We start from the raw sequence: 16,215 nt of genomic DNA, 5'->3' as shown, positions 1-16,215 counted from the left end.
TCAGACTTTAGATTCTTCTAACATGGTGTAGTACACACCTTTGCGTTCGATGAGTTCTTGTTGATTACCTGATTCAATCAGTTTTCCTTGCTCCATTACATAGACCGTATCCGCTTTTCGAACCGTGTTCAATCTGTGTGCAATCACGAAACTCGTCCTGCCTTCCATAAGCCGGTCGAGTGCTTCCTGGATTTCAAGTTCAGTTACAGTATCGATACTACTTGTTGCTTCATCCAAAAGAAGCAATACTGGATCCGCAACGAGCGCTCTTGCAATGGACAATAGCTGTTTTTGCCCTTGAGAAATCTCGCCGCCGTCTGCAGTCAAAACCGTGTTATAGCCATCTTCAAGGCGGCTGATGAAACTGTGTGCATTGGCCTTTTTTGCCGCCTCAATCACTTCTTCATCCGTTGCATCCAGTTTTCCATAACGAATATTTTCAAACACACTTGCTTCAAATAAAAACGGATCTTGCAAAACAAATGCCGTCTGACCGCGCAACGTTTTCCGCGGCAACTCACTAATGGGTATGCCGTCAATATAGATTTCGCCCTTATCGATTTCGTAAAACCGGGAAAGCAACTGCATAATTGTCGTTTTCCCTGCCCCTGTCGCCCCGACAAAAGCCGCGGTCTCTCCGGACTTCACATGAAAAGAAACATCATCAATCGTATAGCCGTCCGTTTCGACTGCATAGCCGAACGATACATTACGGAATTCGACGTCTCCTTGTAAAACTGTATCTAGATGTTCCGTCGCATCATCTTTTTCAATTGGCTCATCAATAATTTTAAATACCCGTTCCGCTCCAGCAAACGCTGATAGAACTGTGTTGAACTGATTGGCAAGATCATTGAGCGGCCGTGTGAACTGACGTGCAAGTTCCGAGAATATAACGATAGTGCCGATAGTGACAACTCCATCTCCCCTAAGCGCCAATAAACCTCCAACGCCTGCAACGACAGCAAAGCTCCCATTGTTCAATAAGTTCATCACTTTCGGGATAAATCCAGAATAAGTCAACGCCCAGAATCCTGTGCGACGAAGCCTGCCGCTTTTTTGTGCAAACTCTTCCATTACATTTTCCTCTTGTGAGAACGCTTTTACGATGCGCTGGCCTGAAATCGTTTCTTCAATCATCCCATTCAATTCACCAACGGCCTGTTGCTGTTCTTTAAACAGAATTCCCGTACGGCGTGTAATCCACCGTATCGCAATGAACATGACGGGTATAATAATCATCGTCAATAATGTCAGTAGCGGACTCAAATACAGCATGACCGCAAATGTTCCTGTAAGCGTCAAAATACTAGAGAATACTTGGATGAAGGAAGTATTCAACGTTTGACTGACGTTTTCAATATCATTCGTCACACGGCTCATCAGTTCACCGTGTTGGCGTTTATCAAAAAATGGAACAGGTAGATTTTGAAGATGCGCAAACAAACTTGTCCGTAAACGGAATATCGTTTGCTGTGCAATCCCTACCATCCAAAAACTTTGAAAATACATTGCAAATGATAACCCGATATAAATCGCGATGAGCAATGAAATGGATAGGCCGAGGCCATCGAACCGCATGGGAATAATGTGGTTGTCAATAATCTTCCCAATCATAAGAGGGCCAAGCAAAGCCAATACAGAGCTGACAAAAACAAGTGAGAGAACGGTAATAAGAAGCACCCGTTGCTCGTCAACAAGTTTCCAAATCCGCTGCAATACAGATTTCCAGTCTTTCGCACGCTCTTTTTTCTTACGGTTCGGTCCTTTAATATCCTCTTTTTTAATAATCGGTTCATAGCCGAATGGCTTTCGGATTGCGTTAGACATCAGACGCCACCTCGCCTTCTGATTGGGATATCGCTATTTTCCGGTATAGTGCGGATTGCTTCATCAAATCCTTATGTGTTCCATAGCCGACCACTTTTCCAGCGTCAAGCAGAAGGATTTTATCTGCTCCTTGAGCTGTTCGGATTTTTTGAGTGACGACGAGCATTGTGGCATCTTCCCCTTCAAGCGCATCCCACAGTGCCATTTCCGTTTTCACATCAAGCGCACTTGTACTATCATCCAGTATAAGGATTGACGGCTTTCTCACAAGAGCCCGTGCAATGGATAAACGCTGCTTTTGCCCGCCCGACAAGTTAACTCCTTTTTGTCCTACCCGGGTACCATACTTTTGCGGAAACAAATCAATTGATTCATGAATTTGCGCTTTTCTTGCCGCCTCTTCCAACTCATCGACTTGGGCATCCGTATCTCCCCATGCCAAGTTATCCAAAATCGACCCTGTGAATAAAATCGATTGTTGGGGTACAAGTCCGATGCAATCGCGTAGGTCTTTCAACAGCCAATCCTTCACTTCGATTCCATTTACACTAATTTCCCCTTCAGTTGCTTCGAAAATACGTGGAATCAAGTTCAGTAAAGTAGATTTCCCCGATCCTGTCGCACCCATAATGGCGAGTTTCTCACCGGAAGCCACGTGAAAAGATACATCATCCAAAATGGGTTCTACTTTCCCAGGATAGTGGAAGGAAACATGATCAAATCGTAAATCACCTTCACGTTGTCTAAGACCTGAGCTTTCCATATTATGCGTTTCCAGGTCCTCATCCGCACGAAGAACTTCTTCCATCCGTTCGGAAGACGCTTTCGCACGCGATAAGGCAACGATGATGAACGCAAACATTGAGAAAGCCCCTGTCATCCGCATTGCATAGTTTATAACCGCAACCAGTTCACCGACTTGCGCTCCACCATTGCTCACTTCAACTGCTCCAAACCATAGCACAGCCATCAAGCTAATATTCATAACGAGGAGGAGAACAGGCAAAATAAGTTCCATCATACGCATTGCTTTTACTGTATCCTTCCTTAAAAAATCGGATACTTTTGAAAAGCGACTTGCCTCATACATTCCGCGTAAATAAGCTTTAATCAGCCGAATAGCTTTCAGGTTTTCCTGAATGACCCCATTCACATGATCAAGCCTTTGCTGGACACGCGAAAAATAGCCGACTCCTTTTCTTGCCATTATAAAAAGGAATACGAGTAGGAATGGTGCACCTATCAAGAAGAATAGTGCAAGTTTTGCATTGACCACAAACGCCATGATCAAACTGCCGATAACAGTTAGTGGTGCACGCAACATGATTCGCAGTGCCATGAACAGAACGTTTTGCACCATTGTTACGTCACTCGTCAACCGCGTAATCAGTCCCGAAGTAGGAAATCTAAGGAACGTCGCCATTGAAAAAGCTTGTACTTGGCGGAATAATGCTTGACGTAAATCATAACCGAAGCTTTGTGCCGCGTGTGACGCAAAAAACGAATTAATGACACCTGCGGAGAAAGCGATAACTGCAAGTCCCATCATTACGCTTCCCCATGTCCAAATAACCGTTTCATTTCCCGCAATAATTCCTTCGTCAATAATTTTTGCAATAAGCAGTGGTTGAATTAGCTCGACAGCCAACTCCATGAGCATCAAAAACAACGCAATCGCAATGGGCCATTTATATGGCATCGCATAGGAAAAAATCTTTTTCATTCTCTTGACCCCCAACAAATCTTTCGTTTTACGAATTAGTTACTGATAGTCCCTATTATGCCACAAGGACTCGGGGTGTGTATAGCCAATCAGACAGAATTATAGAATTTTTCTAAATGACTTTTTTTCATAGTTTCATATAGGGGTGAGGGTCACATACCCGATGCTTAGTTACTGACACCATTTGTGCTTTTCAAATTGTGGCAGCAGCTGGCACCGGATTGTTAGCACCAACCACCCAATTTATTGCCTTAGTTGCATATTTCTTTTAATTAGCATATAGTACATTACAACAGTAATGCACTACCACACAGGAGGTGACGTGGATGAAAAACGCGGCTGGTGCAAAACCGATTTATATTCAGATAGCAGAATGGATTGAAACCGAGATTATCGATGGGACGCTTTCGGCGGATGAAAAAGTGTATTCCCAATACCAGCTTGCAGAGCAATTCAATATAAACCCAGCAACAGCGGGCAAGGGATTGACGTTGTTGCTTGATAAAGAAATCATCTATAAACGTCGTGGACTTGGTATGTTCGTTGCATCTGACGGTCATGAAAAGCTCATTGCCAAACGAAAAGAAGAAACATTGCATGGACTTATCAAAGACTTGCTCACTGAAGCAAAATTACTTGGCGTCGATGATAATCAACTAGTTGCCATGATTGAAATGGAACGTAAAAAAAGTGGGGAGGGAACATCATGACTGCCATTGAATTCAACAATGTCACGAAATCGTATCAAAGCGGAGCCCATAGCGTATTGAATCATATGAATTTCAGCATTCAAGAAAATGTCCTAACAGGCGTTATCGGACGCAACGGGGTTGGTAAATCCACATTGATGAAACTGATCGCGGGGCATATCAAGGTTTCATCTGGAGAAGTCCGTGTCTTTTCCGAGAATCCATTCAACAGTTTGAAAGTATCGGCGAATACGATTCTAGTGGATGATACGATGAGTTTTTCCGACAAGCTCACGTTACAACAAATACTGAAAGAAGCAGATCGTTTCTATGCAAATTGGGATGCACGTCTTGCCAAGCGGCTATTCGACTTTTTCAGTTTCCATCCTTTTGCCCATCATCAACATCTTTCTAAAGGAAAAAAGAATACATTCAACGCAATCATCGGCCTCGCAGCCCATTGCCCATTGACGATTTTCGACGAACCGACAACGGGTATGGATACAGTCGTACGGAAAGACTTTTACCGCGCATTATTGAAAGATTATATCGCCCATCCACGAACAATTTTACTTTCAAGTCATCATCTGGAGGAAATTGAAGACTTGCTGGAGGATATTCTGCTTGTACGCGACGGAACCATCCCTTTTCACGGGCCTATTACGGATTTGCAGGACATGTATGTGAAGTTGGTCGGAAAAGAGGAAAAAGTGCGTGCTCACGTGGTAGAAAGAAGCAGTTTCGGAAGTCAAGTGAATGGTTCATTCATAGAAGTGCTTGTGAAAAATACGTTCACAATGGATGAACAGGCCCGCTTGAATGAAGAAGGTATTACAATCGTTCCCGTTCCGGCGAATGATGCGTACGTTGCCCTGACAAGCGGTTCAAAAGGAGGGATAGATGATGTATTTAACAGTGCCACGACTGACTGATATTGTAAAAAAACAATTCCGCTATAAAATGAACGCTTATACGGGTATTTTCAGTTCCTTGCTTATTATGCAACTGATCGGCATCTTTTTCGGGGTCAACTCTTATAGTTCATACGAAGCCTCGGAATCGTTAAGAATCACCGACGCCACTTCCACCGGCGATACGCCCGTCGTCTTGACACTTGTATGGGCATTTATAACAGGCATACTTGTGACAACACTCGCCTATCGGAACGATGCTTTCTCATTCGTCTCGAACCGGCTCAGCCATCATTTATCCAGTTTTTTACTGGTTCTTCTAGCATCCGTTGTTGGTGGTATTACAGCAGTTTTAGCAGGTTCAATCGGCAAATTTATTGTCTACGCACAAAACAGCACCATTACTATCGAATCACCCGGGCTGCTTGACTCGCCTTTCAGCTTTTTCATCGGAATTGCAACTTCCATTCTTTACACAATCCTCTTTGCAGGGCTTGGTTATACAATCGGCTCGTTCGTGCAGCGTAGCAAACTTGTCATCCCGCTTATCGTGATTGTACTGATTGCGTTACCCGCTCTCAATCTGTCTGTAGGCGGAGTATTTTTCATTGAAAAAACAATTGCCTTTTTCGGTACTGAGACATCCTTTCTGATTTTCCTAATGAAAGTAGTCATCACGGTAGTTGTTTTATTCGCCTTATCAGTAGCGGTTACGAATAAGACGGAGGTGAGGAAATGACTTCATTTGGACTCATACCCATTTTCGCAGTTGTGCTTATCATCTGGTACTTCTTGCGGACGACTAAACATGCCAAACGTAAGATGAATACAAAATGGATATATGTGTTTTTTGCGACATATGTTTTCATTTTAGTAATCGCGACTGTTGTTGTCGGTATACTAGATAAAAAGACTGCAGCAGAGACACCTAAACAAATACCTGTTGATTCCTTCTATTCTGTCGATATCGCCTTACAAGCCGGCGATTTAAGCTCGATTGACTCTTCACAAATCATCGATAAGCGCACCCATAGGATAGGCGATATGCTTACCATCACGTCTAAAGCTTTCGATCTGGTACCAAACGTTTATATTGAGCGCAAGGATGTCAATGACGGGTTGATTGAAGAAACGATTTTCAAACCCTTTCTCGCAATCAATAATTACGATTTCTCGGAACAGATGAACTATACGAAGCCAAAATGGGAGAATGGTAAAATGACCTTGGTGACCCCTTCATTTACTGAAATTACGTATACGTCCTACCAAGAGGCTTTTTTGTTGGATCAATTCACAGGAGCAACCCGACGAAATTTCGGCTCCCATAGCTCGGATACACGACAAATTACCGTTTATCTGCGTGTTCCAAAAGATTTGATTGTTAAAACGGATGATCATGTCAGTGTTGACTATGTTACTGACTGAATGTATAGTTCAATGCAAAAAAAGCATCTCACATGTGAGGTGCTTTTTTGCATGATAGGTTGGCATTATAAGGGGGTACGGTTCGCTCATTCAACACTCAAGTACGATCAATTGCGCGGGGTTTCCGCTCATTTAACCTTCGAAAGCGGTCAATCGCGTCAGCGCCCGTCGCTTTCTAACTTTTTATTCCCCGCGATGGATAGCCATGTTACTCCGATAAGCATGATGACTGAGCCTGTTAGTTGCCACATTCCAAGCACCTGGCCAAACCAGATGACGGAGATTACCATGGCGGTTAACGGTTCGAAGCTTGATAAAATACTTGTTTCGACAGGCGTAATGTATTTCATACTACCCATGAACAGGATGAAGGCAAAGGTTCCAACGATGATGACGAGTAGAAGCATGGTCGCCATCCGCCAATCCACCAGGTACTCCATATCTGTTACAATCTTCATTGGATTTGTAAAAAACAGCGTTGTACCAGCGATGACCATCCCCCATCCAATTGATAGAAGGACTCCCCACTCCTGCATAAGACGGACTGGGTATAATGTGTAAAATGAGAATGCAAAACCAAGTGCAATTCCCCAAAGAACGGCAACTTTACTGAGCGCAAAGCCCGCTAAAGAGCCATTTGTCAGCAGTAGGAATAATCCTATGAGTGTTACTAACATACCTAATACTTGTGCAATCGGCGGCCATTTCTTTTGCGTTGCCGTGACAAATACTATCAAGAAAATGGGTGCTAGAAACTGGAACAACGTCGCAATGACGGCATTGCTCGTATCAATAGACGCGACAAATGTATATTGAATACCAAGCATACCAAATACACCGAAAAGTATAAGTTGGCGTGCCCATACTTTTTGACGCCAAGGAAGGCTTATTTTCTTTCCACGTACTTTTAACATCATCAGTATAAATGCTCCTGCTAGAAACAAACGCACTGTTAACATGAAAGAAATCGACATATCACTAGTTCGTAAAATCCATTCCATCATTGGACCCGTCGCACCCCAAAGCATTGCTCCCGATACAATCATGGTGATCCCTTTCGCTCTTTTCACTTTTACTCCCCCTACTATTTAACTATTTATCATCAAATTGATTTCACACTACCCAATTGGCATTTTTATGATGTACACTAGATAGAACCTTATTATACTAGTAAATTACGGTCTTGGTGTGATCGAATCCGGATTTTAATTAGACTTATACCCGCGAAACACATGTATGTAACCTTTCCACTCCCTACAAAATCTGTGACATCCACCGTAGGCTCCAAATAAAATTCAACACATCCTGAAGGAGATATTTTATGAAATCAAATAATGGGCAATTCATGTCAGAACAACCGGATATCATGAAAAGTCTTACACAATTTTATATGGTGACCCGTACGGATGGTGATGGATCCATCATCTTTACAAATAAAAACTTTTTGGAAACTAGTAAGTGGACGCCCCGGCGTATTCTAGGAAAAATGTTTTGGCAGATGTTTCCCGACACTAAAGAGGATCAGGAACAAGCATACTTGATATGGAGTCATATAAAAGGTGGCAAAACGTGGTTTGGCAATGCAAAAAAGTCTACGCGTTTAGGGGAATCCTATTTTGTCAATTTAATTGGCATCCCTCTTATTACGGAGGATGCACAACTTGAATCCGTTACTTTTCTTGAGCTGGATATTACAGCTGACATTCATTTACGGGATAAGCTTCAGCAAATTGCATTCATCGACTATGAAAGCGGTCTTATGAGCCGATTCAAACTTGAATCGACTGTAGATGAATACATTTCTAACAAACGCCATTTTTCATTTGTCTATTTAACAATTGACCACTATTATACATTGAAAGAGTTACAATTCCATGATTCGGAGAATGAACTTATCAAATCATTCACGAATCGGTTAAAACGCTTTTTTCTGGATAATCCGATTGCTCGAATCGGAGTGAATGAATTTGTCATCCTAACGCCTTTCGGTGATTGGTTCATTCAAGGATTCATTCAATTCCTGAAACAACAACCAATCTACCTTGGCGGTACAGCTTTGCCGCTTTCTGTAAGTGGAGGTATCGTTCGTTTTCCGGAAGATCAACAAACCTATACACATTTAATGAAAGCAGCCCTTTCAGCAACGAAAGAAGGCATTGATAACGGTGGTGGTAAAATTGTATCGCTATCCGCCGCTTCACATCAGGTATTGAACAGACGCGCTATTATCGACCACAAGCTGCTTACCGCTTTAAACCGCAATGATTTACAAGTTGTTTACCAACCTCAATTTGATATAAAGTCTGATGAAGTGACTCTATTTGAAGCTTTCGTTAGATGGAATGACGATGAACTTGGCTATGTCATGCCAGATGAGCTCATCCCGATTGCAGAGGAGAATGGATTGATTCATGAAATAGGTGCATTTGTTCTTGAAGAAGCCGCAACACTTGCCGCCGATTGGAACGCCAGAAAGCGACCCGTAAAAGTTGCAATAAATTCTTCCGCCCGAGAGTTCACCAATCCATCAATGAAGGAAAGCGTATTGGATATCCTGGAAAAAACGGAATGTCCCGCTACTTATATACAGCTGGAAATCACGGAAAAGTTCGCATTTCAAGCCGAAGAAGAAAAATCAATATCCATTCAAATGAAAGAGCTACAGGATGAAGGTGTCGAATTCGTACTCGATGACTTCGGCACAGGTTTTGCTTCATTCCGTTATATGCAGCACTTACCTATTTCCAAAATAAAGATTGATAAACTATTCATCCAGTCATTGCTGACCCAGCCGAAAACGCAACAACTAGTAGACGGTATGATTCAGTTCGGAAAGTCGATGAGTATGTATGTCGTAGCAGAAGGCGTTGAAACCAAGGAACAGTTCGACATACTTAAAAAAATGGGTGTCGATGCAGTGCAAGGATATTATATTGGTGCGCCTGTCACAGCAGAGGACATTTCAATTTAATGAAGGAAAAATAAAACGGAGGAACCTTATAGATAAGGTCACTCCGTTTTATTTCTACGTCCGAAAGTGTTCCTGAAAATGATTTGAATCATTACTTCTGCGAAAACAAGCCCCATTGCAATCGCGCCGGACACCATAAATGCGCCGGTTGCGAATGATATAGCATTCAAATAGTCATTTTCGACAATGTGGCGCATCGCATTATAGGCCATTCCTCCGGGAACAAGTGGAATAATCCCTGCAACACTGAAAATGATCATCGGTGTGCGAAACTTTTTCGCCAGAAGATGTGCAAAGACTGCAACAGCAAATGCACCCAGGAATGACGCTTGAACGGGATCATCCGAATATATGTTAAATGCACGGTAAACGAGCCAACCCGTCATCCCGACGAAACCGCAGTAGAATAACATTTTCTTCGGCGTGTTGAAAATAATCCCGAAGCCAGCTGATGCCAGGAAACTAAGAACTCCCTGTATAATCCACATCAATCACCCCACCCCCATTCACATTCAAAAAGAGAATACCAATGCAACACCTGCACCGATTGCAAATGCAGTTAAAGTCGCTTCTGCACCTTTCGATAACCCTGACATAAAATGACCCGCCATCAAATCACGAACTGCATTTGTAATAAGAAGCCCAGGAACAAGTGGCATGACAGAACCAATGATAATTTTATCAAGGTCTGTTCCAAGACCGATTTGAACAGCGCCAAATCCAATCAAGCCGATGAATAATGAACCGACAAATTCGGCGAAAAACTTAACACGAGTCAATTCATGGATACGCGTCACAATAATATACCCGATTCCCCCTGCAACAAAAGCAGCCGGCACGTCTATCCAAAGTCCTTCGAACATGATAAGAAAACAGCCACTTACAACGGCGGCGGCAAGCACTTGCAGCCAAAGCGGAAACATGACATCCACTTTCTCGATTTCCAACAGCTTCGAATAGGCTTCTTCCAATGTATATTCATCCGCAGAAAGCTTTCGCGAGACATCATTGACAAGTGCCACTTTTTCCAAATCAGTGGTCCTGTTCTTAATCCGAACCAATTTTGTATGATGCGGGCTTCCTGGTGAAAAGATGATGCCGGTCGGCGTGACAAAACTATGCGTCGCCGATAATTCCTGTGTATCAGCCATTCGACTCATCGTATCTTCTACACGGTACGTCTCGGCACCCGATTGCATCATGAGGCGTCCAGCAAGCAGACAACAATCGATCGCCATTTCCTTATCCACCACTGGTTCCACCCCCCTTTTTCTACCCTTTTAAATAAGTCTATCGAAGCGGGGTTGAAAAAACAATGTAGAAACTTTTTTGGGTGGGCTTTGGGGTTCATTGGGCAAGCTTTTCTTCCGATTGATCGCACTTCGAGATTCTTTGAGCGCAATTCGCTTCCTTTTGATCGCAATTCGGGGTTCTTTGAGCGAACTTCTCTTCCAATTGATCGCACTTGGGGTTCTTTGAGCGGATTTCTCTCCCGATTGATCGCACTTCGGGGGTTTATGGGCGTTTTTAATTGAACTTGGGTGTTTTTATTGGACTATTCTCAGTTCCCTTGCGCTTAGGGTCCGATTATGGAGGATATTGAAACGTATTTACAAATGAACTTGTCGAATAAGTAATTATTATGCTAGAAACATGTCGATTGAATTGTATGAATACGATAAACTACAGAAGGGGGGATGTAATTATGAAAGTATTAACGCGATGGTCCAACACACTTATGGAACGCTATTTGCCGGATCCATATATTTTCGTTGCTATTCTAACGATTGTTGTATTTCTGATGGGGCTGGGTTTTACCGATTCTGGGCCGCTTGATATGGTCGTTCATTGGGGAGACGGCTTCTGGGGGCTTCTTTCATTCACAATGCAGATGGTTATTGTACTCGTTGCTGGACATGTCTTGGCAAGTAGTCCTGTCTTCAAGAAACTATTGAGCTCACTTGCAGGTTTGGCGAAATCGCCTGGTTCCGCCATTTTACTTGTTTCTGTCGTGTCATTGATTGCTTGCTGGATCAATTGGGGCTTCGGTCTGGTCATCGGGGCGCTTTTTGCGAAAGAAATTGCTAAGAAATTAACGACGGTCGATTATAGACTTCTCATTGCAAGCGCATACTCGGGCTTCATTATTTGGCACGGAGGACTTGGCGGGTCGATTCCACTTTCCGTCGCAACTGTGGATCATCCATTTGCTGGTATCATGGGCGTCGTACCAACATCTGAAACGATTTTCTCGACGTACAACTTATTAATCATCGCTGCACTTATTATTTCCGTACCGATTTTAAATCGTTTCATGATGCCGAAGCCGGAAGACACGGTAACGGTCGATCCTAAGTTATTGGAAGAAAAAATTGAGGTTGAAGTGGTAGAAGATAGTACTCCGGCGAGCAGGATGGAAAATAGTATTATTCTTTCCATGCTTATCGGTGTACTCGGCCTCGTCTATCTGATTCAGCATTTCGTTTCCAACGGCTTCGATTTGAACTTAAATATTGTGAACTTGATATTTTTTACGCTCGGTATCATTTTTCATGGAACACCGAAACGCTTCCTTGCTGCTGTCGCGAATGCGGTGAAAACAGCGGGTGGTATTATCATCCAGTTTCCGTTCTATGCAGGGATTATGGGTATGATGGTCGCTTCTGGTCTTGCAGGCGTTATGTCCGAATGGTTTGTGAGCATTTCAAATGAGCATACCTTCCCACTTTTCTCGTTTTTCGCAGCTGGGCTCGTAAATTTCTTCGTTCCCTCTGGTGGCGGGCAATGGGCGGTTCAAGCTCCGATTATGTTGGACGCGGCACAATCACTCGGTGTCAGTTATTCGAAAACGGCGATGGCCATTGCATGGGGCGATGCTTGGACAAATATGATTCAGCCGTTCTGGGCGTTACCCGCACTAGCTATCGCAGGTCTGCGTGCAAAAGATATTATGGGCTACTGCCTATTTGTCCTCATACTAAGCGGTATCATTATTAGTATTGGATTATATTTCTTCTGAATGAATTCAAAAAAGCTGTGCGCGTGTCTTGCGTGCAGCTTTTTATTTAAATCGAATGAAGTAAAAAGTGAAGATTGCCCATTAATCGTTGACACTTGAATATAAAACTCTCACGTTAAATTATAGATCTCATACAAATGATCAAAAATCATTTACGTGCGCTCATAAAACCCACGAGAGTGATCATTAGCCCCTTCCATCCGATCATAAATCTACAAAATGCGATCGTAAAACCCAACAAGTGATCAACAACCGCCTACATGAGCTCATTAACCCCCACTAACTTCATCCACCCAACTGAACCTAGTTAAATTCTCCAAGAAATTCACTGCAATTAGAAGAGATCCCACGTTTTTTTACATAATGGATGTCATATTGTTTCCGTTTACATCGTTCACTCAAAGGGAACAGTTCCTATAGAGTTAAACGTATAAAGGAGGAAGCAACTTGGCAAAAGATAAATTCGAAAAAATTGATGAAGAGGTTCCCCCGCGGACGCAAAATCAGCAACCTGGTGTTGAGGCAGAAATGGATCCGGCCCCTATTTATGATGATGAGAACTATAAAGGGTCCGGTAAATTAAAAGGTAAAAATGCATTGATAACAGGTGGAGACAGCGGTATCGGGCGCGCTGTTGCGGTTGCTTTTGCGAAAGAAGGCGCAAACGTAGCTATTGCCTACCTTGACGAAGCCGAGGATATTGATGCGGATAAAACCGTGAAGCTTATTGAAAAGTATGGCGGGAAAGCAAAGAAAGTCCGCATCGACATTAGTGAAGAAGAGCATTGCGAACAATTAATCGATGAAGTAGTAGCCGAATTCGGCAGTTTGAATATCCTCGTCAATAATGCAGGCAAACAATTCCCGCAAAATGATATTGCAGCTATATCGTCAGATCAATTACGCGAAACATTCGACACGAACTTCTTCGGTCTTTTCTATTTGACGAAGGCGGCCCTGCAATGTATGACCGATGGCGATTCCATCGTCAATACCTCTTCTGTCACTGCGTATAACGGGTCACCCGGTCTACTCGATTATTCGGCGACAAAAGGGGCCATTACCTCATTCACCCGTTCGCTTGCCCTGAACTTAGCAGAAAAAGGTATCCGCGTAAATGCGGTCGCTCCCGGTCCAATCTGGACACCGCTCATCCCAGCCACATTCGACGCCAAAAAAGTTGAACAGCACGGAGCGGATACACCTGTAAAACGTCGAGGACAACCCGCGGAAAATGCACCTGCTTATGTATTTCTCGCCTCTATGGACTCCAGTTATATGACTGGTCAGACAATCCATATCGATGGTGGTGATTTTGTAGGGTCTTAATCAACATGAAAAACCACTTATGACTTAGAATTCTAAAGTCATAAGTGGTTTTTGTTTTGCTCTGAAATCCAGACGAAAATCAGTTCCTGTTACGCTTCCGCTGTTTCCATCGAACCCTTCGAGTATCTTCTTTTGAATAGAAGAGTGAAGTAACCCAATGTAATTGCAAGACATGCAACCATAAATCCGATGAGTATACCGTTGTTCATCCAAAGGAATTGGAAATCCCCGGTTGAAATAGCCGCTTTGAATGCTTGAACGGAATATGTCATTGGCAATAAAGTATTGAAGATTTGTAATGGTGCTGGTATTAACTCAAGTGGGAATGTCCCCGCACTTGTCGTCAACTGCATAATAAGGACAAGAATTGCTACGAATCGTCCTGCATCGCTAAGAATTGACACGAGCATTTGTACAAGTGCAATAAATGTATAGCTTGTAATAATAGCTGTCAAGATGAACAACGGCATACTTTGAACTTCCATTCTAAGCCCAAACTTGATAATGGCGACTGCAAGCAAAGCTTGTAGTAGACCAACAACTGCAAGTACGGATACTTTACTGAAGAACCACCCGAATGCACCTGTAGGTTTTAATGCCGGTTCGACAAGTGGGAATACGATTGATAAAAGCAATGCACCAACGAATAGTCCAAGTGATAGGAAGTATGGAGCGAAGCCCGTTCCGTAGTTCGGCACTTCATTAATGGCCGTCTTTTCTACTTCAACAGGTGATGCCGCCATTTCATATGTCTTGTCTGTCGGTTTCACTTCTGACGCCGTTGCGTTTGCTTCTTTCAATTTTTCTTGAAGTGTTAGCGTTCCTTCTTTCAATTCATCTACGCCATCCGCCAATTTCACAGAGCCTTCAGCCAGTTCTTGTGATTTCGATGCAAGGGTTCCCGTACCTTCAGTTAATGTACCTGTTCCTTGTGTCAATGTTGCAAGACCTGTTGCAAGACTAGCTGAACCTTTTTGTGCAGCCGTTGCTCCTTCGGATAATGTCGAAAGACCGGATGCAAGCGCTCCGTTTCCGTCAGCGAGGGCATTCGCGCCGTCAATTAGTTGCACAGAAGATCCATTCAATTTGTCCAACCCAGCATATGCTTGAGCATGTGCACCAGCAAGTTGACCTGCTGCACCATTCAACTGTGCTGTCCCTTCTTTAAGCGCTGCTGTACCAGTGGAAAGTTCGTGTAACCCGCCTGCTACTTGCCCGCTGCCTTGTTTTAGTTCGGCAAGTGCAGCATTTAAACCCGCTTGTTGTTCTTCAGGAAGTGATGCAATAATGGGTGCAAGTTGTTCTGAAAGCCCGTTAATGCCTGTGTTAACATTTTGTGCACCGTCCGTAAGTTTGCTGGCTGCCGTATTTAGTGAAGCCGACTTTTCATCCAACGTGCCAACTGACCCATCGAATTCTTTTTCTTTTTGAGCAATTTGTGCATAACTTGTTGTAAGCTGACCAACGCCTTGTGTATATTGTGTGATCCCCGCTTTCAAATCATTGGCTCCACTAGATGCTTGTTGTGCACCATTACGAAGTTCGGCTGCACCTGAAGTAAGTCCGCCAAGTCCGTTATTCAAATCCTTGGCACCTTTTGCAGCATCATTTGCGCCTTTTGCAAGTTTGTCCGATCCATCAGCAAGCGTAATCGTACTGGATGCAAGTTGTGCAAGATAGCCTTTTAAATCATCCGCACCGCCAGCTAATTCATTGGCTCCGCTAGCTAATTCCCCTGCGCCATCTGCGGCATCTCCAAACCCGTTGCCAAGTTCAGCAATTGAGTCGAATAACTTTTCCGAGTAAGTTGAAGCGACTTGTTCATTCACTTCTGCCCGGATACGATCCATAGCTGTTTCACCGATTTGTGCGGATAGGAAGTTAAATCCTTCGTTCGGTTTATACATAATCGTCAGTTTTTCAGGATTTTCATCCAGAAGTGTTGTTGCATGTTGGGAGAAATTTTTCGGTATTTCGATGACTACGTAATAATCTTGTTCTTTGAGACCTTTGTCAGCGTCCGTTTTGGAAACCGACTTGAAATCGAATTGTTTACTGTCTATCAACTTATCCGATAGTTCCTTACCAAGCGCAAGTTGAGTTCCATCCATTTCCGCGCCCTCGTCAAGATTGATAATCGCAACAGGTAGATCCGCCATATTTGCATACGGATTCCAAAATGCCCATAAGAACATTCCTGCGTAAAGCACAGGTATGAACAGGATTGCAATCATTGGTACAATCATTTTCCGTGTGCGCAGTAGTTGTTTCCACTCTGCCCATGTCATTGATTTTTTCATCTATTAATTTCCTCCTTT

13 protein-coding genes are annotated in these 16,215 nt (G+C 43.2%); 7 read left to right on the top strand and 6 right to left on the bottom strand.

Going from position 1 to position 16,215, the window contains the following annotated elements:
• Both FILTAD_RS01395 and FILTAD_RS01390 read right to left on the bottom strand, forming a co-directional pair.
• On the bottom strand, positions 1–1,830 hold the full coding sequence (locus tag FILTAD_RS01395) for an ABC transporter ATP-binding protein (protein ID WP_124068718.1): 1,830 nt from the start codon (positions 1,828–1,830) through the stop codon (positions 1–3).
• Positions 1,823–3,553, bottom strand: coding sequence for an ABC transporter ATP-binding protein (locus FILTAD_RS01390; protein ID WP_124068717.1), 1,731 nt, complete (start codon positions 3,551–3,553; stop codon positions 1,823–1,825). Before FILTAD_RS01390 ends, FILTAD_RS01395 begins: the two co-directional genes overlap by 8 nt.
• Positions 3,554–3,879: 326 nt before the next feature.
• Between FILTAD_RS01390 and FILTAD_RS01385 the strand changes: the two genes are divergently transcribed.
• Genes FILTAD_RS01385 through FILTAD_RS01370 form a run of 4 tightly spaced genes read left to right on the top strand, consistent with a single transcriptional unit; the run spans position 3,880 to position 6,578 of the window.
• On the top strand, positions 3,880–4,263 hold the full coding sequence (locus tag FILTAD_RS01385) for a GntR family transcriptional regulator (protein ID WP_124068716.1): 384 nt from the start codon (positions 3,880–3,882) through the stop codon (positions 4,261–4,263).
• A complete protein-coding gene (locus FILTAD_RS01380) occupies positions 4,260–5,174 on the top strand; it encodes an ATP-binding cassette domain-containing protein (protein WP_124068715.1) in 915 nt (304 codons plus the stop codon). The genes FILTAD_RS01385 and FILTAD_RS01380 overlap by 4 nt, the downstream gene beginning before the upstream one ends.
• On the top strand, positions 5,146–5,892 hold the full coding sequence (locus FILTAD_RS01375) for a hypothetical protein (RefSeq protein WP_124068714.1): 747 nt from the start codon (positions 5,146–5,148) through the stop codon (positions 5,890–5,892). Before FILTAD_RS01380 ends, FILTAD_RS01375 begins: the two co-directional genes overlap by 29 nt.
• On the top strand, positions 5,889–6,578 hold the full coding sequence (locus FILTAD_RS01370; protein WP_124068713.1) for a hypothetical protein: 690 nt from the start codon (positions 5,889–5,891) through the stop codon (positions 6,576–6,578). Before FILTAD_RS01375 ends, FILTAD_RS01370 begins: the two co-directional genes overlap by 4 nt.
• Positions 6,579–6,736: 158 nt before the next feature.
• On the opposite strand, the gene FILTAD_RS01365 is transcribed toward FILTAD_RS01370, so the two are convergent.
• A complete protein-coding gene (locus FILTAD_RS01365; RefSeq protein ID WP_124068712.1) occupies positions 6,737–7,648 on the bottom strand; it encodes a DMT family transporter in 912 nt (303 codons plus the stop codon).
• A gap of 251 nt (positions 7,649–7,899) precedes the next feature.
• On the opposite strand from FILTAD_RS01365, the gene FILTAD_RS01360 reads away from it, so the two are divergent.
• A complete protein-coding gene (locus FILTAD_RS01360) occupies positions 7,900–9,549 on the top strand; it encodes a sensor domain-containing protein (protein WP_124068711.1) in 1,650 nt (549 codons plus the stop codon).
• Between the two features lie 38 nt (positions 9,550–9,587).
• On the opposite strand, the gene FILTAD_RS01355 is transcribed toward FILTAD_RS01360, so the two are convergent.
• Positions 9,588–10,037, bottom strand: coding sequence for a threonine/serine exporter family protein (locus FILTAD_RS01355; protein ID WP_415579264.1), 450 nt, complete (start codon positions 10,035–10,037; stop codon positions 9,588–9,590).
• Between the two features lie 24 nt (positions 10,038–10,061).
• Complete coding sequence (locus FILTAD_RS01350; RefSeq protein WP_124068829.1) at positions 10,062–10,787, bottom strand: threonine/serine exporter family protein; 726 nt, start codon at positions 10,785–10,787, stop codon at positions 10,062–10,064.
• Between the two features lie 467 nt (positions 10,788–11,254).
• Here FILTAD_RS01350 and FILTAD_RS01345 point away from each other — a divergent pair, with 467 nt between their 5' ends.
• Entirely contained in the window at positions 11,255–12,568 is a 1,314-nt protein-coding gene (locus FILTAD_RS01345) for a short-chain fatty acid transporter (protein WP_124068709.1), read from the top strand.
• 447 nt (positions 12,569–13,015) lie between these two features.
• Positions 13,016–13,897 carry an SDR family oxidoreductase gene (locus FILTAD_RS01340; protein WP_124068708.1) on the top strand — a complete coding sequence of 294 codons (882 nt, stop codon included), beginning with the start codon at positions 13,016–13,018 and terminating at the stop codon, positions 13,895–13,897.
• Between the two features lie 89 nt (positions 13,898–13,986).
• On the opposite strand, the gene FILTAD_RS01335 is transcribed toward FILTAD_RS01340, so the two are convergent.
• Complete coding sequence (locus tag FILTAD_RS01335; RefSeq protein ID WP_238988115.1) at positions 13,987–16,197, bottom strand: YhgE/Pip domain-containing protein; 2,211 nt, start codon at positions 16,195–16,197, stop codon at positions 13,987–13,989.
• Positions 16,198–16,215: the final 18 nt, after the last annotated feature.

Source organism: Filibacter tadaridae (genome assembly GCF_900609045.1).
Classification (GTDB): Bacteria; Bacillota; Bacilli; order Bacillales_A; family Planococcaceae; genus Sporosarcina; species Sporosarcina tadaridae.
The sequence above is the reverse complement of the archived record's forward strand: the minus strand, read 5'-3'. Positions and strand labels throughout refer to the sequence as shown.